Annotated in this window: 18 protein-coding genes; 12 read left to right on the plus strand and 6 right to left on the minus strand. The window is 67.3% G+C overall.

Annotation, left to right across the window (positions count from 1 at the left end):
* Positions 1-8: 8 nt before the first annotated feature.
* On the minus strand, positions 9-1,577 hold the full coding sequence (locus tag L2Y94_RS08395; protein WP_247374297.1) for an amidase: 1,569 nt from the start codon (positions 1,575-1,577) through the stop codon (positions 9-11).
* A gap of 104 nt (positions 1,578-1,681) precedes the next feature.
* Between L2Y94_RS08395 and L2Y94_RS08400 the strand changes: the two genes are divergently transcribed.
* Both L2Y94_RS08400 and L2Y94_RS08405 read left to right on the plus strand, forming a co-directional pair.
* Positions 1,682-2,365: a c-type cytochrome gene (locus tag L2Y94_RS08400; protein ID WP_247374298.1), complete on the plus strand. Its 684-nt coding sequence runs from the start codon at positions 1,682-1,684 to the stop codon at positions 2,363-2,365.
* A 3-nt stretch (positions 2,366-2,368) separates the two neighbouring features.
* Positions 2,369-3,589: a cytochrome c gene (locus L2Y94_RS08405; protein WP_247374299.1), complete on the plus strand. Its 1,221-nt coding sequence runs from the start codon at positions 2,369-2,371 to the stop codon at positions 3,587-3,589.
* On the opposite strand, the gene L2Y94_RS08410 is transcribed toward L2Y94_RS08405, so the two are convergent.
* Both L2Y94_RS08410 and L2Y94_RS08415 read right to left on the minus strand, forming a co-directional pair.
* Complete coding sequence (locus tag L2Y94_RS08410) at positions 3,565-4,068, minus strand: mismatch-specific DNA-glycosylase (RefSeq protein ID WP_247374300.1); 504 nt, start codon at positions 4,066-4,068, stop codon at positions 3,565-3,567. The two genes, L2Y94_RS08405 and L2Y94_RS08410, sit on opposite strands and share 25 nt — an antisense overlap.
* A gap of 4 nt (positions 4,069-4,072) precedes the next feature.
* Complete coding sequence (locus L2Y94_RS08415; RefSeq protein ID WP_247374301.1) at positions 4,073-5,029, minus strand: glycosyltransferase family 2 protein; 957 nt, start codon at positions 5,027-5,029, stop codon at positions 4,073-4,075.
* Between the two features lie 72 nt (positions 5,030-5,101).
* Between L2Y94_RS08415 and L2Y94_RS08420 the strand changes: the two genes are divergently transcribed.
* Positions 5,102-6,193: a mechanosensitive ion channel family protein gene (locus tag L2Y94_RS08420; protein ID WP_247374302.1), complete on the plus strand. Its 1,092-nt coding sequence runs from the start codon at positions 5,102-5,104 to the stop codon at positions 6,191-6,193.
* Between the two features lie 68 nt (positions 6,194-6,261).
* Here L2Y94_RS08420 and typA read toward each other — a convergent pair whose 3' ends face one another.
* Together typA and L2Y94_RS08430 are read right to left on the minus strand one after the other, a co-directional pair.
* Positions 6,262-8,109 carry a translational GTPase TypA gene (gene typA / locus L2Y94_RS08425; RefSeq protein WP_247374303.1) on the minus strand — a complete coding sequence of 616 codons (1,848 nt, stop codon included), beginning with the start codon at positions 8,107-8,109 and terminating at the stop codon, positions 6,262-6,264.
* 126 nt (positions 8,110-8,235) lie between these two features.
* Positions 8,236-10,428 carry a pilin gene (locus L2Y94_RS08430; RefSeq protein ID WP_247374304.1) on the minus strand — a complete coding sequence of 731 codons (2,193 nt, stop codon included), beginning with the start codon at positions 10,426-10,428 and terminating at the stop codon, positions 8,236-8,238.
* Positions 10,429-10,787: 359 nt separating this feature from the next.
* Between L2Y94_RS08430 and L2Y94_RS08435 the strand changes: the two genes are divergently transcribed.
* The 5 genes from L2Y94_RS08435 (at position 10,788) to L2Y94_RS08455 (ending at position 16,755) form a co-directional block, all read left to right on the plus strand.
* The gene (locus L2Y94_RS08435) at positions 10,788-12,518 is read left to right on the plus strand and encodes a D-(-)-3-hydroxybutyrate oligomer hydrolase (protein WP_247374305.1); all 1,731 of its coding nucleotides are present in this window, start codon (positions 10,788-10,790) and stop codon (positions 12,516-12,518) included.
* 126 nt (positions 12,519-12,644) lie between these two features.
* Complete coding sequence (locus tag L2Y94_RS08440) at positions 12,645-13,151, plus strand: peptidylprolyl isomerase (RefSeq protein WP_144910614.1); 507 nt, start codon at positions 12,645-12,647, stop codon at positions 13,149-13,151.
* A gap of 204 nt (positions 13,152-13,355) precedes the next feature.
* Positions 13,356-14,555 carry an aminotransferase class I/II-fold pyridoxal phosphate-dependent enzyme gene (locus L2Y94_RS08445; RefSeq protein WP_247374306.1) on the plus strand — a complete coding sequence of 400 codons (1,200 nt, stop codon included), beginning with the start codon at positions 13,356-13,358 and terminating at the stop codon, positions 14,553-14,555.
* 37 nt (positions 14,556-14,592) lie between these two features.
* Positions 14,593-15,576 (plus strand): malate dehydrogenase, encoded by a 984-nt coding sequence (locus L2Y94_RS08450; protein WP_144910609.1) that lies wholly within the window; start codon positions 14,593-14,595, stop codon positions 15,574-15,576.
* Positions 15,577-15,792: 216 nt separating this feature from the next.
* On the plus strand, positions 15,793-16,755 hold the full coding sequence (locus tag L2Y94_RS08455; RefSeq protein WP_247374307.1) for a cation diffusion facilitator family transporter: 963 nt from the start codon (positions 15,793-15,795) through the stop codon (positions 16,753-16,755).
* 230 nt (positions 16,756-16,985) lie between these two features.
* On the opposite strand, the gene gnd is transcribed toward L2Y94_RS08455, so the two are convergent.
* A complete protein-coding gene (gene gnd / locus L2Y94_RS08460; protein WP_247374308.1) occupies positions 16,986-17,990 on the minus strand; it encodes a phosphogluconate dehydrogenase (NAD(+)-dependent, decarboxylating) in 1,005 nt (334 codons plus the stop codon).
* A gap of 215 nt (positions 17,991-18,205) precedes the next feature.
* On the opposite strand from gnd, the gene L2Y94_RS08465 reads away from it, so the two are divergent.
* From L2Y94_RS08465 to L2Y94_RS08480, 4 genes are all read left to right on the plus strand, one after another.
* Positions 18,206-18,706, plus strand: a complete 501-nt coding sequence (locus tag L2Y94_RS08465; protein ID WP_247374309.1) for a pyridoxamine 5'-phosphate oxidase family protein — start codon at positions 18,206-18,208, stop codon at positions 18,704-18,706.
* Positions 18,707-18,773: 67 nt separating this feature from the next.
* On the plus strand, positions 18,774-20,723 hold the full coding sequence (locus tag L2Y94_RS08470; RefSeq protein ID WP_247374311.1) for a M1 family metallopeptidase: 1,950 nt from the start codon (positions 18,774-18,776) through the stop codon (positions 20,721-20,723).
* Positions 20,724-20,746: 23 nt separating this feature from the next.
* Complete coding sequence (locus tag L2Y94_RS08475) at positions 20,747-21,364, plus strand: Pr6Pr family membrane protein (RefSeq protein ID WP_247374312.1); 618 nt, start codon at positions 20,747-20,749, stop codon at positions 21,362-21,364.
* A 30-nt stretch (positions 21,365-21,394) separates the two neighbouring features.
* Positions 21,395-23,224, plus strand: coding sequence for an ABC transporter ATP-binding protein (locus L2Y94_RS08480; protein ID WP_247375176.1), 1,830 nt, complete (start codon positions 21,395-21,397; stop codon positions 23,222-23,224).
* The last annotated feature ends 8 nt before the right edge of the window (positions 23,225-23,232 follow it).

The raw sequence follows: 23,232 nt of genomic DNA on the forward strand, positions 1-23,232 counted from the left end.
TCCCGATATCACTCCAGCGGCAGTGTCGCCATGAACGTGGGCCGGCGATACGCTTTCACCTGCTGTTCCAACGCATAAGCGATGCCGATCAACGTCGGCTCGCTCCACTTCGTGCCGAAGAACACCACGCCCACCGGTAACTGGTGCGCGAACTCCACCGGCAAGGTGATCGACGGATAGCCCGCGATGGCCGCCGGCGCCGATACGCCCCCGACGGTCGGATCGCCGCTGACCACGTGGTCGCCCAGTACCAGGTCGGTGGTGTAGGCCGGTCCCCAGCTCGGGGCGAGCAATGCGTCGAGGCGATCCTTCTTCAACGCCGCGTCGATGCCTTCCGGGCCGGCCAGCCGACGGTTCGTATCCCTCTTTTCGATGTACGCCGGATCGTCCGTGCCGCCCATCGCCTGCGCCCTGATGAAGAGGTCCTGCCCGAACCAGGGCATTTCCCTCGCCGCTTCGCGCTCGTTGAAGGCGATGAGATCGGCGAGCGTTTTCATCGGCTGGTCGGGACGCGTGGCGAGGTAGGCGCCGATGTCGTGCTTGAAGTCGGTCAGCAGCACGTCGAGTTCGCGCTGGCTCAGTTCGTTCAGATGCGGAATCTCCACCGGATCGACCACGACGGCACCCTGCGCCTTGAGGACGGCGATGGTGTTCTCCAGCGCACGGTCCGCATTGGGTTCGATGCCCGCAAGCTGGCGAACCACGCCGATGCGCTTGCCGCGCAGCGCGTTCGCGTCGAGGAACCGGGTGTAATCGGTGGCGTGGCGGTCGGCCTCGGCCGTGGCCGGGTCGCGCGGGTCGCTGCCGGCGATGACGCCGAGCACGGCGGCCGCGTCGGCGACGCTGCGGGCCATCGGTCCCGCCGTGTCCTGCGTGGCCGAGATGGGAATGATGCCGGTGCGGCTGACCAGGCCCACCGTGGGCTTGATGCCGACGAGCGCGTTCATCGAGGCCGGGCAGATGATCGACCCGTCGGTTTCGCTGCCGATGGCGACGGTGGCCAGGCCGGCGGCGACGGCGGCACCGGATCCCGCGCTCGAGCCGCAGGCATTGCGGTCGAGTACGTAGGGGTTGCGCGTCAGCCCGCCGCGCCCCGTCCAGCCGCTGGTGGCGTGCGCCGAGCGCATGTTCGCCCACTCGCTCAGGTTGGCCTTGCCCAGGATGATGGCGCCCGCCTTGCGCAACTTCGCCGTGACCGTCGCGTCGCGCGGCGCCGGTTTCAGGATGAGGGCCAGAGAGCCGGCCGCGGTCATCATGCGGTCGCCCGTATCGATGTTGTCCTTCAGCAGGATCGGGATGCCGGCGAGCGGGCCCTTGCCCTTCGCTTTCGCCGCGATGGCCTCGGCATCGGGGTTGGTTTCGATCACCGAGCGCAGGGTGGGGCCGGCGTGGTCGATCCGGGCGATGCGGTCGAGGAACAGGCGGGTCATGCCCTCGGGCGTGAGGCTGCCCGTCGCATAGGCCTCGCGAAGGGTGGCGATAGATGCGAATGCGTCGTCCTCGGTGGCGTCGCGCGCCTGCGAGGTCAACGGGAAGGCGAGCGCGAGCGCCATGACGAGCCGTGTTGCATGAACCATGTAGCATCTCCCCCGAGGTTGGCTCCGTGCATCGTATCGCTATTCGGGAACGGGCCGCTGCACCGACGGTATGGCTATACTCGAGCCGTCAAGGGGAGGATGCGATGCGACGCTGGTTCTTGCTCGTTCTCATGCCGTTTGCCGCGCTGGCGCAGGAATCGGCGGTGCCCGATACGCTGGCTCAGCGCATCGCCGCGTGCACGAGTTGCCATGGCGAACGTGGCGAAGGCGGCGACAACGGTTTCAATCCGCGTTTGGCCGGCAAGCCAGCCGGTTACCTGCACCGGCAACTGCAGGATTTCCGGCGCGGCCTGCGTCACTACCCGATCATGGAACACATGGTCGCGCCGCTCACCGACGACTACATGCGCGAGATCGCCGCGTATTTCGCCGGTCAGGACGTTCCCTACGCCACCCATCCCACGCCCGCGATGTCCGCCGAAGCGAAGGCGCGCGGCGAGCAACTGGCGACGAAGGGCGATCCCGCGAGAGGCGTTCCCGCGTGCATGGCATGCCATGGTCCCGAACTGACCGGCGTGCAACCGGACACGCCCGGGCTCGTCGGGCTGCCCTACGATTACGTGAGCGCGCAGCTCGGTTCGTGGCGCACCGATACACGCAACACCGTGGCACCGGATTGCATGGCCACCATCGTGAGCCGGTTGACCGATGCCGACATCAGCGCGGTCTCCGCCTGGCTCGCGTCGCGCCCGGTGCCCGCCGACGCGAAGGCGGCCGATGCGGGCAGCGTGACGCCGCCGCTGCGTTGCGGCGTGCTGGGAGGCTGAACCATGCGGATCGCAGCGCGACTTTCCATCGCTTTTTCCCTGCTGCTCGCGGCCGTCGCGGCACATGCCGACGACCTCGTCGAGCGTGGCCGTTACCTCGCCACCGTCGGCGACTGCGTGTCGTGCCATACCTCGCGCAACGGCCAGCCGTTCGCCGGTGGCCGCGTGGTGCCGACGCCCTTCGGCGGTATTCCTTCGCCCAACCTCACGCCCGACCGCGAAACGGGCCTGGGCGATTGGAGCGCCGACGATTTCCGTCGTGCCCTGCACGAGGGCAAGGGGCATGACGGGGAGTCGCTGTATCCGGCTTTTCCGTTTACCTCGTATACGAAGATGACCCGCGCCGACACGGATGCGATCTTCGCCTTCCTCAAGAGCCTGCCCGCGGTGCGCAACCCGCGTACGGACAATACGCTGCGCTTTCCGTATCGCATGCGCTCGTTGATGGCCCCCTGGCGTGGGCTGTTCTTCGACGCGGGGGAATACGTGGCCGACCCGAAGCGTTCGGCGGCATGGAATCGCGGAGCCTACCTCGTGGAGGGACTCGCGCATTGCAACGAGTGCCATGCGCGCCGCAACAGCTTCGGTGCGCCGGTCACCGATCCGATCCTCGCCGGCGGCATCATCCCCGTGCAGAACTGGTATGCGCCGGACCTGTCGATGGGCGCGAACGGCGGCCTGGCCGGATGGAGCGAATCGGACGTGGTGTCGTTGCTCAAGACGGGCCGCTCGCCCCAGGGCACCGCGCTCGGCCCCATGGCGGAGGTGGTGATGCGCAGCACTCAGCACCTCACCGACGGCGATCTCGCGGCGATGGCCACTTACCTGAAATCGTTGCCCGGTCGCGACCCGCGCCCCCTGCCCGAACAGATCGCCAACGCGCGCGAATTGGCGACGCAGGGCGAAGCGATCTATGTGAAGCAATGCGCGGGATGCCATGCCGCCGATGGTCGCGGCAAGGGCGCGGCGTATCCGCCGCTCGACCGCAATCCGTCGGTGCTCGATCCGACCGGCATCAACGCCATCCGCATCGTGCTCAACGGCGGATTCGCCCCGGCGACGGCGGGCAATCCGCGTCCGTATTCCATGCCGCCGTTCTCGCAGCGCCTGGGCGACGACGACGTGGCCGCCGTGGTGACCTACATCCGCCAGGCCTGGTCGAACAAGGCCGCGGCGGTATCGCCGAACGACGTGCGGGCCTATCGTTCCGTGCCGGGCGGTTGATCGCGCACGAGACGGGCGAGGTCATGCCAGGTCTGCTCGTTCCACGAGCGGCGGGCCTGGCCCGAGGGAGACGGCAGCACGAAGAGCCGCGTCTCGCCCCAGGTGGTGGCCTGCAAACCGTAGCCGGCCTGCTTGCCCAGCGCCGTGCGGCCGCCGTGCTTGCTGGTGAAGGCGAGCACGCGGGGCGCCACGCGTTCGATGCGCGCGCGTAGCGCCGCTACGTCGAAGGCATCGCCGGGCAGTTCGTCGTCGTTGCCGTAGTGGAATTTGGCCAGGTCGGTCATGCCGATGCCGAAGCCGGTCACCAGCGGGTATTCCGCTGGCGCGATCAGGCGGGGCGTGAGCCCGGTGGCGAACAGGGTGCGCCAGAACAGGTTGCCCGGATGGGCGTAGTACGCACCTTCCCGCGCCGAGCGGGTGCCCGCCGCCGTGCCGCAGAACACGACCGACAGGCCGGGTTGCAGCAGGTCGGGCAGCACGTGGTCATTCGCGCGGGGAGGCAGGGAGGTCGCCTTTGCGGTCTTCAACGTAGTAGAGCGGACGCCGTTTGGTTTCCGCATAGGTGCGGCCGACGTATTCGCCGATCAAGCCGATGGCCAGCAGCTGCGCGCCGCCGAGGAAGAGGATCACCACCATCAGGGTGGGGTAACCGCGCACGGGGTCGCCCCAGATCAGTGCCTTGAGGAACACCCATAGCGCGTAGCCGAACGAGAGCAGGGCAGCGGCGAGGCCCGTCCACGACGCCACGCGTAGCGGCGCCGTGGAAAACGAGGTGACGCCTTCGAGGGCGAGGTTGAGCAGGCGCCAGTAGTTCCACTTCGTGGTGCCGGCCGTACGCGCGTCGCGATCGTAGACGAGCGAACTCTGCCGGTAGCCGATCCAGGCGAACAACCCCTTCATGAAACGCTGGCGCTCGCGCAAGGCGTTGACGGCCTGCACGGCGCGGCGATTCATCAGCCGGAAGTCGCCGGTATCGCGCGGCACCGGCGTGTCGGAGAGGCGCTCCATCGCACGGTAGAACGACGCCGAGGTGAATTTCTTGAACCAGGTTTCGCCGTCGCGCCGGGCGCGCGTGGCGTAGACCACGTCGAAGCCCTCCGCGGCGCGCTCGAGGAGGGCGGGGATGAGTTCGGGCGGGTCTTGCAGGTCGGCATCGATCAGCACCACGGCATCGCCGTCGACGTGATCGAGCCCCGCGGTCATCGCCGCCTCCTTGCCGAAGTTGCGCGACAACCGTAGCGCCTGAACCCGCGCATCGTCGGCGGCCAGCGCGGCGATGAGCGCCCAGGTATCGTCGCGGCTGCCGTCGTCCACGTAGAGCACGCGGCTGGACAGGGGCAGGGCGTCGAGCACGGCCGACAGCCGGCGATGGAAGGTGCCGATCGCCTCCGCCTCGTTGTATGCGGGCACGAGCACGGTGAGCGTCTGGATGGAGGTCATCGTTCGATCGCAGGACGGGGCTGGAACCGCACTTTACCGAACGTGGACATCGCTTGTCCTAGGCTATGCCGAATGAGCCCTTCCGACTGGATGCCAGATATCACGCATCCGTGGACGCGCTTTGCGCTGATCGTCGTGGTCGCGCTGGCCGTCGCGGGTATCCTCCGCCGCGTGATGCACGCCCTGTTACGCCGGTTCGCCGTCCGTCACCCGATGGGCGCGTCGATCATCATGCGTGCCAACGCGCCGATCGAAGCCATGCTGCCCCTGGCGATGTTGCTGCTTGCCTTCCGCGCCGCGCCCGACGAACCCGCGCGACTCGTGGACGGCCTGGAGCACCTCGTGGGCGTGGGCTTCATCCTGGCCTGCACCTGGTTCGCGGTGCGTTGCGTGAGCGCCCTGGAAGCCGCGGTGGCGCGATTCAATCCCATCGACCTGGAAGACAACCTGCGTGCCCGCCGCCTGCAGACCCAGGTGCGCGTGCTCGGGCGCACGGCGATGGTGCTCATCGTGCTGCTGGGCATCGCCGTGGTGCTGATGACCTTTCCGGGCGTGCGCCAATTCGGGGCGAGCCTGCTCGCTTCGGCGGGCCTCGCCGGCCTCGCGGTGGGCCTGGCCGCCAAGCCCGTGCTGGGCAACCTCATCGCCGGCATGCAGATCGCCCTCACCCAGCCCATCCGCATCGATGACGTCGTGATCGTGGAAGGCGAGTGGGGACGCGTGGAGGAAATCACGAGCACCTACGTCGTGGTGGCGATCTGGGACGAGCGGCGGATGATCGTACCGTTGCAGTATTTCATCGAGCATCCCTTCCAGAACTGGACGCGCACGAGTTCGCAGATCCTGGGCTCGGTGCTGCTCTGGTTCGACTACGGCCTGCCGCTGGAGCCGTTACGCGCCGAACTCGAACGCCTGTGCAAGGCGGCGCCGGAGTGGGACGGGCGTGTGATGGGGTTGCAGGTGGTCGACAGCGACGAGCGGGCGATGCAGGTGCGCGCGCTGGTGAGTTCGACCGATTCGGGCAAGTCGTTCGACCTGCGCTGCAAGGTGCGCGAAGGATTGATCGCGTTCGTGCGGAAGGAGTTTCCGGGGTATTTGCCGCGGTTGCGCGCGGAGGTGCCGATGGAGGAGCGGAAAGCCGACCGGGCGATGTCGCCTTCCTGAGCGCCTCGCGTCCGCGGGAGCCGCGTATCGGCATCGCAAAAAAAAGCCCGGTTTCCCGGGCTTTTTGTTTACTGACCGCGCGAAGCCTTCTTGCGATCGTTTTCGGTGAGGTGCTTCTTGCGAAGGCGGATTTCCTTCGGCGTCACCTCGACCAGCTCGTCGTCGTCGATGAAGTCGAGCGCCTGCTCCAGCGTGAACTTCGTGGCCGGCGTCAGCTGGATCGCGTCGTCCTTGCCCGAGGCGCGCATGTTGGTGAGCGGCTTGGGCTTGATCGCGTTGACGGTGAGGTCGTTGTCCTTCGCGTGGATGCCGATCAGCTGGCCTTCGTACACCGAGTCGCCCTCGGCGGCGAACAGCTTGCCGCGCTCCTGCAGGGGGCCGAGCGAGTAGGCCGGGGTGGTACCCGCGGCGTTCGCGATCATGACGCCGTTCTGGCGCTTGGCGATCGGCGCCGGGGTGTACGGACCGTAGTGCTTGAACACGTGGAACAGCAGGCCCGAACCCTGGGTGAGGGTCTTGAACTGGTTCTGGAAGCCGATGAGGCCGCGGGCCGGGATCTCGTACTCGAGGCGCACGCGACCGTTGCCGTCGGAGACCATGTTCTTGAGATCGCCCTTGCGGATGCCCAGGCGCTCCATCACGCCACCCTGGTGCTGCTCCTCGATGTCGATCACGAGCTCTTCGATCGGCTCCATCTTCTGGCCGTCGATCTCCTTGAGGATGACCTCGGGACGCGAGACGGCCAGCTCGTAGCCCTCGCGGCGCATGTTCTCGATCAGCACCGAGAGGTGGAGCTCGCCGCGGCCGGAGACCAGGAACTTGTCGGCGTCGGAGCCGTCTTCCACGCGCAGGGCCACGTTGTGCACCTTCTCGCGGTCGAGGCGCTCGCGCAGCTGGCGGCTGGTGAGGAACTTGCCGCCGGAAAGATCCTTGTGGCCGACGAACGGCGAGTTGTTCACCTGGAAGGTCATGCTGATCATCGGCTCGTCGACGCTCAGCGGCGGCAGCGCCTCGGGCGTGTTCAGGTCGGTGACGGTGTCGGAGATGGTCAGCTCGGGGATGCCGGCGATGGCGACGATGTCGCCCGCTTCGGCGGAATCCTGCTCGATGCGCTCCAGGCCGAGGAAGCCGAGCACCTGCACGACCTTGCCCTGGCGCTTCTTGCCTTCGCGGTCGATCACGGCGACCGGCATGCCCTTCTTCAGGGTGCCGCGCTGGATGCGGCCGATGCCGATGACGCCGACGAAGTTGTTGTAGTCGAGCTGGCTGATACGCATCTGGAATGGGCCTTCCGGATCCACGTCGGGCTTGGGCGCGTGCTGCATGATCGCTTCGTAGAGCGGGGTCATGTCACCTTCGCGCGCATTCTCGTCGAGCGAGGCGTAGCCGTTGAGCGCCGAGGCGTAGACGATGGGGAATTCCATCTGCTCGTCGGTGGCGCCGAGCTTGGCGAAGAGGTCCCACACCTGCTCGACCACCCACTCCGGACGGGCGCCCGGGCGGTCGACCTTGTTGACGACCACGATGGGCTTGAAGCCCATCGCGAAGGCCTTCTGGGTGACGAAGCGCGTCTGCGGCATCGGGCCGTCCATCGCGTCGACCAGGATCAGCACGGTGTCGACCATCGACAGCACGCGCTCCACCTCGCCGCCGAAGTCGGCGTGTCCCGGGGTATCGACGATATTGATGCGGTTCTTGACGCCGGTTTTCTTGTCTTCCCAGGTGATGGCCGTGTTCTTGGCCAGGATCGTGATGCCACGTTCCTTTTCCTGGTCGTTCGAATCCATGACGCGCTCGGCGAGCACGGTGCGCTCGTTGAGCGTGCCGGACTGCTTCAGAAGCTGATCGACGAGGGTGGTCTTGCCATGGTCGACGTGAGCGACGATGGCGATGTTGCGCAGGAATTCGATCGACATGCGTTATGCGCCGGCGTGCAGCCGGATCGCCTCTTTGGTTTGGGAAGCCGCCGATTATAAAGGATTTTGGCGACGTTCGCATGACCGGCGGGGCGCGCGACGGCGGGCCCCGCCCGAGGGGTTTTCCTACGGCTCCAGCGGCTGGTCGCGGCAGCTCGCCGGCAGGTACTTCGGGTCGATGCCCTCGCCCGAACAGCTCCAGTCGACCCGGCCTTCCTCCACCCGCGGGGTGAGCACGAGTTCGCCCATGTCGAGCTTGGGATCGGCCTTGTGCGGCGGGGTGCCGTCCAGCGACACCACGATCTCGCCGCCCTGGCCGACCGTGACCGCGCCCGCGTAGTCGTTGCCCAGCGTCTCCGGCTTGCCCAGGCCCGCCGCCACGTTGTTGGCCGGGAAGCGGCCGCTGGCGAGGCGCTTGCGAGCCACGGCATCCTTCACCGGGTCGGCGGCGGTAAGGGCGCCGGCGACCTGGGAGCGCAGGGTGTAGTTCTGGTACTGCGGCACGGCGACGGCCGCCAGGATCGCCGCGGTGGCCACGGCTCCGGTGCCGCCGGCCTGGCCGACCAGCTCGACCGGACTCTGTTCGTAGGTGAACGAGATGCCGAGGGTGTCGGCGTCCACTTCCAGCGCCGCCCCGAGCACGCCCTTGTCGGGCAGGCCCAGCGTATGCGCTGCGGGCAGGGCGGCGATGTTCACGTCCGACCCGGTCGCGGCGCCGAGCGCCTGGAGGAACTCGATGTACGTGTAATAGGCATCGCGCTGCGCGCCGTGCGAGGTGGCGGTGAATCCCAGCAGGGTGCGGGCGCCAGGGTAGGCGCGCTGCTTGAACCAGCCGTCGAGGGCCACGTCGGGCTTCGCGGCCACGCGGTCGGCCAGGGCCTGCGGCACCTTCGCCATCACGATCCAGTCGCCGTCCTCGATCCACCACGTCTTGCTGCCCATGCGGTCGATCAGTTGCAACAGACCGCGCGTGCCCTGGTCCGCATCGGGCGGAAGGGTGTCCGATGCACCGCCGGGCACGGTCAGCCAATGCACCGAGGTGCCGCCGATGTCGGCCTCGCCGGTTTTCCAGCCGATGGACGCGTTGCTCTTGATGAAGTCGTACCAGGCCTTGCGGTCGGGCGAGTGCAGGGCGAAGAACAGTCCCGCGTCGTCGGAGAACACCAGCATCTCCGGGCCGAACCACGACAGGTAGCGGATCGGATCGACGTGATACCGCTTGCCGAGGCGGGCCAGCGCCTCGTGGTAGGTCTTGGCCGCGTTGGCGCCGAAGTCCAGCGTGAGGTTGTTCTCGAAGGTCTTGTAGTGGTCGGCGCTGGGCAGGCTGAGCGTCATTGCCCAACGCGGCTCGCCGGCGCTCTTGAGCGTGGGTGCGAACGCGGTGGGCGTGAGGTAGGCCAGCGCGCGCGCCTGCGGCGCGTGCACGACGATGCGGAAGGTGCCGCGCCCATCGACCGTGCCGCCGCCGAAGGCGACGGCGTCGGCCTTGCTGGCGAAGTCGCCGGGCAGCTTGCCCAGCGAGGCGTCGCCCGCCTGTGCCGCGGCGACGCCGCCCAGGCCGCGCACGTTGGCCCAGCCGAACAGGCCTTCGCCGGAGGTGTCGATGCGCGATTCCAGGGCCACGAGGGTATCCGGGGCCGCAGCCTGCGAGGGCTTGGCGGCGTCGGCCACGATCTGGTCGAGGCTCTGCTGGCCCGGGGATTCGCGCATCGCCTGCGAAATCCAGAGGCGATGCTGCGCTACGTCGTAGCGGAGGACGGCGCCAGAGGCGAGCCGGCCGCGACCTTCGGTATCCAGCGGCGCGGGAAGGATCGGTGTATCGCCCTTGTCGAGCGAAGCGATGCGCGCGTTGAAAGCCTCCACGCTGGCGAAGTCGAGCGTCATCGTCGCCACGGCGCGCGAGGCAGGGGAGGGAATGCCCACGGGATCGATCAGCGCCACTTCCACCGGCGAGCGCAGGTCGGACAGCAGCAGGCTCAGCGCGGGCGTGAGCTTGAGGTCCGCCAGGACCTTGTCCTTGCCGATGCCGTCGCGAATGGCCGCCACGGCATCGAGATGCGCTTTGGTCGACAGCGCCGCGTCGAGCGGGCGACCGTTCGGCACACCGCCGAGCATGCTCCAGGGCGAGGGAATGCGCAGGTAGGCCACCGTATGCGCGGGCAGGTGCTGGCGTAGCCATGCGGCGGAGGAGATCGCCGTCTGCGCGGCGGCGACGGCCTTGGGATCGGTGGCGGGCGTGTCGTCTTTCGAGTGGCAGGCAGCGAGTCCGATCGCTACCGAGATGGCGGTGGCGAGCAGGACGGTGCGACGGGCAATCATTGCGCGTTTTCCCCTGGTGGTTTTCCCTGGATTCGGAGTGTACCTGCGCGCGGCCAACCGCGCGCAGACGACCGGTTCATTCGCTGGCGCGAATGCATGTGCCTGTGCGCCTTTCGGCGCGAAGAGCGGCGCACCACTGCCATGCGATAACCGAATGCGAGGCGCTGGGCTCCTGCTTTCGCAGGAGCGACGTGAGGGGTTTTATGCGCAACAGTAAATCTTGTAGCTCGTCGCTCCTGCGAAAGCAGGAGCCCAGCGCCTTGAGGCCGGTTTTCGCCCGACGGTGATGCGCCGCGTTTCGCGCCAGCGAATGAATCGCTTGCTTGCGCACCGAGGGTCGAGTCGCGCATCTTCCGTGCATGGATACCTTCGGCGAAGTACGAGTCACCACCCACCGCAACGGCGACGACCTCCTCAGCGCGGGCCTCGGCCTGCGCGGCCTCGCCGGCCTGGCGGCACCCTTCGCCAACCCGCTCTCGCCGACGGCCGCGGAACTGCGCCGCCGCGCTGTCCAGTCGAACTGGAAAGGCATCGCCGACCTCGGCCCGCTGGGTGGCTTCGGCAGTGTCTACGGCGAGGTGCCGGACGTGCCCGGCCGCGAATTCACCACCTTCGCTTACCTGCCCGGTGCCCGCGCGTCGCATCGCGTGCTCGCGCAGGTGCCCGACGCGTTCGACAAGGCGAAACGCGTGCTCGTGGTGGCCGCATCGTCGGGCACGCGCGGCATCTACGGCGCCATTGCGCTGGCGGGCAGTTGGGGCCTGCCGAAGGGCTTCGCCGTGGCGTATACCGACAAGGCCGCGGGTTCGGGCTATTTCGACCCGGCGGACGGCACGGGTGTCATGCTCGACGGCACGCGCGCGAGGGTCGGCGATGCGCCGCTCGAGTTCGAGCCGAAGAATCTATCCGCCGACACCGGTCTCGCGGCGAAACACGCGCATTCGGGCGATAACCCGGAAGCCGAATGGGGCCGCCACGTGTTGCAGGCCGCGCGTTTCGGCCTCGCCATGCTTGATCGCGCCTTTCCCGACGAAGCGCCTTTCACCGCGGACAACACCACCATCATCGCCACCGGTCTGTCGAACGGCGGCGGCGCCGTGTTGCGCGCGGCGGGCGACGATGTCGACGGCATGCTCGACGCGGCGGTGGTCCTGGCGCCGAACATCCACGTGGAAGGGCACGGGCGTCCCTTCTACGACTACGCCACCGAAGCGGGCGTGTTGTTGCCTGCCGCGTTGGCGGCGCCCGAGTTCGATGGCGTGCCGTTCGCCCGTATCGGCATGGCCCAGCCACCCGCGTGGGCGCTCCGCGGCGCCGCCTTGCGCGCGCACGGGCGACTCACGGCGAACACGCCCCAGGGGCAGGCCCGTGAAGCACTGGCGGCGTTGCGCGAAGGCGGTTGGCAGGACGATGCGCTGAAGGTGGCCGCATCGACGACTTCCCTCGATCTCTGGCGCACGGTGAACGTGTCCTACGCGTCCGCCTACCTGCGTCGCGCCGCGGGCGACATGCCCTGCGGCTTCGCTTACCGGGTGCAGCCGGTCGGTGGCGCCGCCGCGGTTCGTTCGGCATGGTGGGCCGAGGGGTCGGGCGTGCCGCCGGGCCCGGGCATCGCCCTGGCCGGTGGTGCCGATCTGTCGCTGGATCCGACCCTGCCGGGCCTTCTCTGCCTGCGCGACCTCTGGCTGGGACAGGGGAGCGATGCGCTCCGCTTGCGCGAGGCCGTGCACGCCACGGCCGTCGCGCTACCGCGCGTCGAACTGCCGGTGCTGGTGGTGCATGGCGCGCAGGACGGCATGATCCCGGCCGCTTTCAGCTCCGAGCCCTACGTGAAGTGGCTGCGCGCGTCGGGCCGTCGGCCCGTGTTCTGGAAGGTGCCTTATGCGCAGCATTTCGATGCCTTTCTCTCGTTCCAGGATTTTTCGGACCGGCACGCCCCGCTGCTGCCCTTCGGCTTCGCCGCCCTGGACCGGGCCTGGAACCACCTGAGCGAAGGGCGGGCACTGCCCGAGGACGCCGCCGTCCGCGACACGCGCCCGCGCGGACCCGGGCCGTTGACGCTCGATACCCTGGCATTGCCCGGTCCGTGACCCCGTCCTCACGAGATTCCGCTTGAACTCTTGGGGGAGGGGCGCCATCTTCGGTAGCCTTTGCGGTCCCCTGGACCGGCCGCCGAAGGCGATCGGCCTGATTTTCAACGAGTTACAGGAATCGAGATGACCATCAACGTCACCATGAAGACCAACAAAGGCGATATCCACCTGCGCCTGCACGACGAGAAGACCCCGATGACGGTGGCCAACTTCGTCAACCTGGCCAAGCGTGGCTACTACGACGGCCTCTCGTTCCACCGCGTCATCGCCGACTTCATGATCCAGGGCGGCTGCCCCGAGGGTTCGGGCCGCGGCGGTCCGGGCTACCGCTTCGGCGACGAATTCGACGCCAGCCTCAAGCACGACAAGCCGGGCGTCCTGTCCATGGCCAATGCCGGCCCGGGCACCAACGGTTCGCAGTTCTTCATCACCCACGGCCCCACGCCCTGGCTGGATGGCAAGCACAGCGTGTTCGGCGAAATCGTCGGCCCGGAAGACCAGAAGGTGGTCGATGCCATCCGCCAGGACGACACCATCGAGAAGGTGGAAGTGTCCGGCGACGTGGACGCGCTGCTCGAGAAGCAGGCGGCCAACGTAAGCAAGTGGAACGAGACGCTCGACGCTCGCTGAGGCGGGCGGTTCGGTGAGGAAAGCGCCGCCTTCGGGCGGCGTTTTCGTATCCCCGGATCGCGGACAGGGTCCGCTCCCATCCTTCGGTAGCAAGCCTTCCTGCCGGAGGGTGGGAGCGGACCCTGTCCGCGATCCGCCGCGAAGCGGCGGCACGCATGCTAAAATGACGGCCTTTGCTCCGTCCCCCAACCCGCCGAGGAACCGATGCCGAAGCTCGCCACGCGAATGGGCCGCGCCAAGCCCAGTGCGATCATGGTCATTGCCGAAAAGGCCAAGCGCCTCAAGGCCGAAGGTCGCGACATCGTGAGCTTTTCCATCGGTGTTCCGAACTTCCTCCCCGGCGAGCACGTCTACGCCGCCGCCCGCGAGGCGCTGGCGAAGGATTCGGGCCAGTACGGCAGCAACCGCGGCGCCGACGCGCTGGTGGACGCCTTCCTCCGGCACATCGAAGCGCTGGGGCTCACCGGCTATGGCCGTGCCAACGTGTCCACCGGCATCGGCGCCAAGCACGTGCTCTACAACCTCGCCGAGGCCCTGCTCGACGAAGGCGACGAAATCGTCTTCCCGGCGCCGTACTGGACGAGCTACCTCGACATCGCCGAGATCGTCGGCGCCAAGATCAACATCCTGCCGTGCCCGCCCGAGCAGCACTACAAGCTCACCCCGGCGCAGCTCGAAGAGGCCCTGAAGCGCAAGCCGCGCGTGTTCCTCTTCAATAATCCGTCCAATCCCACCGGCATGGTCTACACGCGCGAGGAAATCGCCGCGCTGGCCGACGTGCTGGTGAAGTACCCCGACACCTGGATCGTCACCGACGACATCTACAACACGATGGTGTTCGACGATGTCGGCTACCACAATTTCGTGCAGCTGCGTCCGGAACTGAAAGACCGCGTGATCTTCACCGACTCGCTGTCGAAGACCTACGGCATGCCCGGCTGGCGCGTGGGTTTCATCGCCGCGCCCGAAGAGGTCGCCAAGGCGGTCACCACGCTCAACTCCAACCACATCACCAGCTTGCCCGAAGTGGTCACCGCCGCGGCCGTCGCCGCGCTGGCCGGCCCGCAGGACGTTCCCGCCGCGCGCTGCAAGGAATTCGCGGTCAAGCGAGATCGCGTGTACGACGCGCTCGTCTCCATCCCCGGCGTGGTCTGTCCGCGTCCGCAGGGCGCGTTCTACGCGTTCCCCGATATTTCCGTCGCCTTCGGCAAGAAGCACAACGGCATCGAGATCACCAGCGACGTCGATTTCTGCGCCGTGCTGCTCGAGGCCAAGGGCGTGGCCTGCGTGCCGGGCTCGGCCTTCGGCGAGCCGCGCGCGCTGCGCATTTCCTATTCGTGCCCGGACGAGGCGCTCGACAAGGGCATGGCCCGCATCGTCGAGTTCTTCGCCGAGCTTTCCTGATCGCAAGCCCCCAGACAGATCCCCGAGGAGTCGCACCATGAAAGCACCCGTTCGCGTTGCCGTGACCGGCGCAGCCGGCCAGATCGGCTATGCCCTCCTGTTCCGTATCGCCGCCGGCGACATGCTCGGCCCCGACCAGCCGGTGATCCTGCACCTGCTCGAAATCACCCCGGCGCTGCCGGCCCTCCAGGGCGTGGTGATGGAACTCAACGACTGCGCCTTCCCGACGCTGGCCGGCGTGGTCGCCACCGATGACGTCAACGTCGCGTTCAAGGACGTCGACTACGCGCTGCTCGTCGGCGCGCGTCCGCGCGGCCCGGGCATGGAACGCAAGGACCTGCTCGAGGCCAACGGCGCCATCTTCGGCCCGCAGGGCAAGGCCCTCAACGACCACGCCAAGCGCGACGTGCGCGTGCTGGTGGTGGGCAACCCGGCCAACACCAACGCCCTCATCGCCCAGCAGAACGCCCCGGACCTCGATCCGAAGTGCTTCACCGCGATGGTCCGCCTCGACCACAACCGCGCGCTGTCGCAGCTGGCCGAGAAGACCGGCACGCACTCCACCGACATCAAGAAGCTCACCATCTGGGGCAACCACAGCTCCACCCAGTATCCCGACCTGCACACGACCACGGTCAAGGGCAAGCCGGCGCTGGAGCAGGTCGACCAGGCCTGGTACGAGGGCGACTTCATCCCCACCGTGCAGCAGCGCGGCGCGGCCATCATCAAGGCCCGCGGCGCCTCGTCGGCCGCCTCGGCCGCCTCGGCCGCCATCGACCACATGCGCGACTGGACCCTGGGCACCGCCGAGGGCGACTGGGTCTCGATGGCCATCCCGTCCGACGGTTCCTACGGCATCGAGCCGGGCGTGATCTTCGGCTATCCGGTGACGGTGAAGGACGGCAAGTACGCCATCGTTCAGGGCCTGGAGATCAACGCGTTCTCGCAGGCGCGCATCGACGCGACCAACAAGGAACTGCGCGAAGAGCGCGCGGGCGTGGAGCACCTGTTCGCCAAGTAATCGGGCGGAAGGGTTTCATCCGGAAAAGGCCGCGCCGCGAGGCGCGGCTTTTTTCGTAGGGGGCGCCGTCGCGACGCCGAAGACCGACGCGCTGGGCTCCTGCGTTCGCAGGAGCGGCGCTATTCGTCATTCCTGCGAGCGCGGGAATCCAGCGCCGTAAAGCGGCTTTTGGCGAGGGCCTTGCTACGGCTCTTGACCCCGCCACGACGCCATGCCATGAACCATTCCCCCATGGCCTCCGAAAACAAACTCGTCGTCTACGCCGCCCTGGCCGCCAACGTCGGCATCGCCGTCGCGAAGTTCATCGCGGCCGCGATCACCGGCAGCGCCGCGATGCTTTCCGAAGGCGTGCACTCCCTGGTCGATAGCGTCAACGAGATCCTGCTGCTGTATGGCCTGCGCCGATCGCACAAGCCGCCGGATCGCGAGCATCCCCTGGGATACGGGCGCGAGCTGTATTTCTGGAGCTTCATCGTGGCCCTGCTGGTGCTGTCGTTGGGCGCGGGCTTTTCGTTGTACGAAGGCGTGAATCGCATACGCGAGCCCGAGCCGCTGGGGGACGCCACCACGAACTACCTGGTGCTCGGCATCGCCGCGGCGTTCGAAGGCACGTCGTGGTGGTTGTCGCTCAAGAGCGTGCGTCGCCGGAAAGGGCGCATGACGTATTTCGAGGCGTTTCGAGGCTCCAAGGACCCGACCACCTTCACCGTGCTGTTCGAGGACAGCGCGGCGCTCTTGGGCCTGGCGCTGGCCGCGTTGGGCGTGTGGCTTTCCCATGCGACCGGCGACGCCCGCTTCGACGGCTGGGCCTCGGTCGGCATCGCCGTGGTGCTGGCGCTGGCCTCGGTGCTGCTGGCACGCGAGAGCAAGGCCTTGCTCATCGGTGAGTCGGCCCAGCCACATCTGCTGCAGAAGGTGTGCTCAGTGGTGTCGAAGGTGCCCGGCGTGGTCAGCGTGAACGGCTCGCTGACGCATCAACTGGGGCCCGACCAGGTCATGGTCGCCGTGTCCACCGAATTCGAGGACGGGCTTACCACGGTGGAGATCGAGGACTGCGTGCGTCGGATGGAGCAGGCGGCCCGCGACGCCAAGCTGCCGATCGTGGCCTTGTTCGTGAAGCCGCAGACGCCGGAGCGCTGGCGCGAGCGGTTGAGGGAGCTCGACGGCCACGAGGCTTAGGTCATCACCGGATGACCGTACCTGGGTGGGAGCGGACCGTGTCCGCGAACCCTCGGGGTAGCTGATGCGAAGGAGGCCATGCAGTGATCTTGCGAGCGGCAAAGCCCGCCCGATCACCGCAATGCCTCGTTCGCTCCAGGCGAGGCCGAGGGTTCGCGGACACGGTCCGCTCCCACCCCGGAGCTGCCCCAGAAGCGGAAAGCCCGGGCGTGGCCCGGGCTTTCGTTACATCACGAGTGCTCGCCTTCCTTCGGCGGCGTGCCGCGGCCTTCGATGTGGCCGCCGAAGCCCATGCGCATGGCCGAAAGCAGGCGCTCGGCATAGGTGTGATCCTGGCGGGAGCGGAAGCGGGCGAACAGGGCGGAGGTGAGCACCTCGGCCGGCACGGCTTCCTCGATCGCGGCGTTGACCGTCCAACGCCCTTCGCCCGAATCGTTGACGTAGCCGGAGTAGTTGTCCAACTCCGGACCCTTGGCCAGCGCGCTGGCCGTGAGATCGAGCAGCCACGACGACACCACGCTGCCGCGACGCCACACTTCGGCGATGTCGGCCATGTCGAGCTGGTAACGCTCGCGCTCGGGAAGCTGCGTGCCGTTACGGTTCTTGAGGATGTCGAAGCCTTCGGCGAACGACTGCATCATGCCGTACTCGATGCCGTTGTGGATCATCTTCACGAAGTGGCCGGCGCCCGCCGGACCGGCGTGCATGTAGCCGTTCTCGACACGCGGATCGCGGCCTTCGCGCCCCTCGGTGCGCGGAATGTCGCCGGCGCCCGGTGCGAGCGTCTTGAAGATCGGGTCGAGGTGGTCGACGGTGGGCTTGTCGCCACCGATCATCATGCAGTAGCCGCGATCCAGGCCCCACACGCCGCCGGAGGTGCCGACGTCGACGTAGTGGATGCCCTTGGCCGCCAGCTCTTCGGCGCGACGGGCGTCGTCCTTGTAGAAGGTGTTGCCGCCGTCGATGATGATGTCGTCCTTGCCCAGCAGGCCGGACAGGGTCTGGATGGTGGTCTCGGTGATCTCGCCGGCGGGCAGCATCACCCACACGGCCTTGGGCGAGGGCAGGGCGGCGACGAGGGCCTGGAGGGATTCGACCGCTTCGCCGCCATCCTTGGCCAGCGCGGCCCGGGCGTCGGCGTTGTTGTCGTAGACGACGGTCTGGTGACCGTCCCTCATCAGCCGGCGGGCGATGTTGCCGCCCATGCGGCCCAGACCGATCAAACCGATTTTCATGCGTGGATCCTCGTGATTTCGACGGGGGAGATATGCGGTTGCCGGCGTGGGATGCAAGCGGGAGAGACCCACGACGGCCGCCAGGGGGCTAATAGTGCGTTCTGGCGGCCGGGAAGTCGAACGTCGCGATCGCCCGGCCGGATCGTCATGCGGGCTTGACAAGGCGTTGAACGGGGGCATGGGAGGCTCTCCGCTCCCGCAAAACGGAGCCCGACATGACCGAACGTCGCCAGGACGATTACGACAGGATCTGGAGCCTCATCAAGGACGCACGCGTCGCCATGCTCACCAGCGAGCGTGACGGACGCCTTTACAGCCGGCCGATGGTTGCCTCCCAGAAAGGCTTCGACGGCAGCCTGTGGTTCTTCACGCGCAAGAGTTCACCGAAGGTCGCCGAGGTGGCGGGGCATCATCAGGTCAACGCCGCCTATGCCAACGCGTCCGAGAACAGCTACGTTTCGCTGTCCGGCGCCGCGGTGATGGTGGACGACCGGGCCGCCATCGACGAACACTGGAACGAGTGGATCAAGACTTGGTTTCCCGACGGCAAGGACGATCCCGACCTCGCCCTGTTGCGGGTCGACGTGGACACCGCCGAGTATTGGGACGCACCGTCGTCGAAGATGGTGATCGCCTTCGACTACCTGAAGGCGCGCATCACCGGTCAGACGCCGGACGTCGGCGAGAACCGCAAGGTCGATTTCACCCGCCCCTGACTTTCGGCACGGTTGGGGCGGCGGCGCGGCGGAGGTTAGTCTGCGCTGTCGTCCCACGAGTGCCACCATGAAACCGTCCCTTCGCCTGCTGGCGACCAGCCTCGCGCTGAGCGCTTCGTTCGCCGCCATCGCGGAAAATTACGATCCGCGCCAGGCCTTTGCGCCGTTCGACTATCCCCAGCCGGTCAACGCGTACCGCTCGGGCAGCGGCATGCCCGGTCCGATGTATTGGCAGAACCGTGCGGATTACGACCTGGCCGCCACGCTCGACCCGGTGAAGAACACCCTGGTCGGCAAGGCGACGATCCATTACACCAACAACAGCCCCGACGACCTCGACGTGTTGTGGCTGCAATTGGACGAAAACCGTTTTCGCGAAGACGCGCGCGGCAACTTCACCGCGGGACACCGCAGCCGCAAGGGCGACGCGGCGGATCGGCACACCGACGGCTACCGCATCGCCACGGTCACGGTCGAGCAGGGCGGCCACGCCGCCAAGGCCAGCTACGTGATAAGCGACACGCGCATGCAGGTCCGCCTGCCGCAATCGCTGTCCGCGCACGGTGGCAAGGTGTCGCTCACCATCGAGTACGCCTACGACCTGCCCGGCGATTTCGGCGGCCGCACCGGATTCGCGCCCTCGAAGAACGGCAACATCTACGAGATGGCCCAGTGGTATCCCCGCATGTGCGTCTACGACGACCTGCGCGGCTGGGACACCGCGCCCTATCTCAATAGCGAGTTCTACCTGGAGTACGGCGATTTCGATTACGCGATCACCGTGCCCTCGGACATGATCGTCGCCGGTTCGGGTGAGCTGGTGAATCCCGAAGACGTGCTCACCGCGACCCAGCGCGAGCGCCTGGCGAAGGCGCGTGAGAGCGACGCCACGGTGATGATCCGCACGCCGGCCGAGGTGACCGATCCGTCCAGCCGCCCGAAGAAGGGCGGCACGCTCACCTGGAAATTCCGCATGAAGAACAGCCGCGACGTCGCTTTCGGCGCGTCCACGGCCTATGTGTGGGACGCGGCGCGCATCAACCTGCCGGAGGGCCGCAAGGCGTTGGCGATGTCCGTCTACCCGGTGGAAAGCTCTGGCAAGGAATCGTGGAATCGCTCCACCGAATACCTGAAGGCATCGGTCGAGCACTTCTCGACCCAGTGGTACCCGTATCCTTACCCGGTGGCCGTCAACGAAGGCGGTTCGGCCGCCAGCGGCATGGAATACCCGGGCATCGTGTTCGATCCGATGAAGGCGTCGCCGAAAGACCTGCACATGGTCACCGCGCACGAGATCGGCCATACCTGGTTCCCGATGATCGTGGGCTCGAACGAGCGTCGCGACGCGTGGATGGACGAAGGCTTCAATACCTTCATCGACGTGTATGAGGCCGACGCCTTCCACCACGGCGAGTTCGCCCCCAAGCGCGACGGCGAATACGCGCCCAAGGGCGGCAATCCCGTGGACGAGATCCTGCCCCTGCTCGCCGACCAGGAAGCGCCGCCGCTGCTGATGGGCGCCGACATGGTCAAGGAGAAGTACCGTCATCCGGCCACCTACTTCAAGGGCGCGCTGGGCCTCGTGCTGCTGCGCGAGGAAATCATCGGGCCGGAACGGTTCGATCCGGCGTTCCGCAAGTACATCGCCACCTGGGCCTACAGGCACCCCTCGCCGTCGGACTTCTTCCGCCTCATGGAAAGCCAGGCCGGTGAAGACCTCTCGTGGTTCTGGCGCGGCTGGTACGCCAACAACTGGCAAGTGGACCTCGCCGTGACCGGCATCGACGGTTCGACGGTGACCGTCGCCAATCTCGATCGCCTGCCGATGCCCGCCACGTTGCGCGTCACCTTCGACGACAAGAGCACGCGCGACATCCGCATCCCCGTGGAAACCTGGCAGCAGCACACGAGCTTCGACGTGACCGTGCCGGGCGGGAAGCACGTGGCGGCCGCGACGATCGATCCGGACCACCGCGTGCCCGACCGCGATCGAGGCAACAACACCTGGCCGCGCTGACCCCGATGGTCGGCCGCGCCGCGATGTCCAACCTCTTCGCCATCGTCGTCGCGGCGGTGGCGTGGCCGGCCCTCATGTTGCAGTACTGGCTGATCCTCTGGTCGGGTCCCGTGCTGCAGGTGACCGTGCGGTATTTCAGTTTCTTTACCATCCTTTCCAACCTGCTGGTGGCACTGGTGGCCACCGCGGTGGCCACGGGCGGCGACTGGCGTCCGTTCAAATGGTTGCGCTCGGCGCGCGTACGCGGCCTGGCCGCTCTGTCGATCACCGTCACCTGGCTGGTCTACATGGCGATCCTGCAGGCGCAATGGCACCCGATGGGGCCGCAGCTGATCGCCGACCGCGCCGTGCATTACGTCGTGCCGGCGCTCTACGTGTTCTGGTGGATGGCGCTGCAGGATCACGGCACGCTGGGCTGGAGCGACGTGCGCCGCTGGCTGGCCTTTCCGCTGGCGTTCGCCGTCTGGACGCTGGCGCGCGGCGCCGTGGTGCACGAATACCCGTATCCCTTCATGAACGTCGACGAGTTCGGCTACGGCCAGGTGCTGATCCATTCGCTGGTGGTGGGCGCGCTGTTCGTGCTGCTGGGCGCCGTTTACGTGGCGCTCGACCGCCGGCTGGGACGCCGGGACATACCGTAGGGCATCGGGCGGGCATAGAATGCCCGCATGATCTATCGCTGGTTCGAATCCCTCATCGACATCTTCCGCGAGGCGCCCGACAGCACCCCGCCGACAAGCGTCGTCCGTTTCTACGCCTATTACCTTCGCCAGGTCTGGAAGATCTTCGCGGCGGCACTGCTGGTGGGGCTCGCGGTGGCCCTGATCGAGGTGGCGCTGTTCGACTTCCTCGGCCGCGTGGTGGACATGGCGCAGAAGACGCCCGCCGCCGTGTTTTTTTCCACGCACTGGAAAACCCTCGCGTGGATGGCGTTCGTGGTGGTGGTGCTGCGGCCCTTTTTCATCGGTCTGCACGATCTGCTGGTCAACCAGACGCTGGCGCCGGGCATGACCAACCTGGTGCGCTGGCAGCACCATCGCTACGTGCTGAAGCAGAGCCTGGCGTTCTTCCAGAACGACTTCGCCGGCCGCATCGCCAACCGCATCATGCAGACCGCGCCCTCCCTGCGCGAATCGGCGGTGCAGGTAGTGGATGCGATGTGGTACGTGAGCGTGTACGCGGGCACGTCGGTGTATCTCTTCGCCAAGGCCGACCTTTGGCTGGCCCTGCCGCTGGTGCTGTGGATCGCGGGTTACGTCGCGATGCTGGCGTTCTTCGTGCCACGCGTGAAAGAGCGTTCCTGGCACGCTTCCGAGGCCCGCTCCAAGCTGATGGGACGCATCGTCGACGGGTACAGCAACATCATGACGCTGAAGCTCTTCGCGCACACGAATCGCGAGGAAGCCTATGCGCGGGAAGCCATGAGCGAACAGACCGGCAAGGTGCGCGTGCAGAACCGCATGATCACCTCGATGGACGTGTCCATCACCTCGCTCAACGGCCTGCTCATCGCCGGGACGAGCGCGCTGGCGCTGTGGCTGTGGGTGCGTGGCACGGTATCCACGGGCCAGGTGGCGCTGGCCGTGGGCCTGGTGATCCGCATCAACAACATGTCCGGCTGGATCATGTGGGTGGTGAACGGCATCTTCGACAACGTGGGCACCGTGCAGGACGGCATCACCACGATTTCGCGCGAGCGCACCGTGGTCGACCGTGCCGATGCGCAGCCGTTGCGGGTGACGAAGGGAGAGGTTCGTTTCGAAGACATCCACTTCCACTACGGCAAGGCCGGCGGCGTCATCGGCGGGCTCGACCTCGTGGTGCGGCCGGGGGAGAAGATAGGGCTTGTGGGTCCGTCGGGCGCGGGTAAGTCCACGCTGGTGAACGTGATGCTGCGCCTGTACGACCTCGAGGGCGGCCATATCCGCATCGACGGCCAGGATATCGCCGAGGTCACCCAGGAGTCGTTGCGCTCGCGGATCGGCGTGGTCACTCAGGACACCTCGCTGCTGCACCGGTCCATTCGCGACAACCTGCTTTATGGCCGTCCCGACGCGAGCGAGGCCGATCTGCTCGAAGCCGTGCGCAAGGCGCGTGCCGACGAATTCATCCCCGGCCTGTCCGACGGCGAGGGGCGCAGGGGGTTCGATGCCCATGCGGGGGAGCGCGGGGTGAAGCTCTCCGGGGGCCAGCGCCAGCGCATCGCCATCGCGCGCGTGCTGTTGAAGGACGCGCCGATCCTCGTCCTCGACGAAGCGACCTCGGCGCTGGATTCCGAAGCCGAGGCCGCCATCCAGGAAAGCCTCGAAACGCTCATGCAGGGCAAGACGGTGATCGCCATCGCGCATCGCCTTTCCACGATCGCGCGCATGGATCGTCTGGTGGTGATGGAGAAGGGCGCCATCGTGGAGACCGGCACCCATGCCGAGCTGATCGAGCACGGTGGGCTGTATGCGCGACTGTGGGCGCACCAGACGGGTGGATTCGTCGGGGTGGAGTGATCGCTTCG

Source organism: Luteibacter aegosomatis (assembly GCF_023078455.1).
GTDB classification, from domain to species: domain Bacteria; phylum Pseudomonadota; class Gammaproteobacteria; order Xanthomonadales; family Rhodanobacteraceae; genus Luteibacter; species Luteibacter aegosomatis.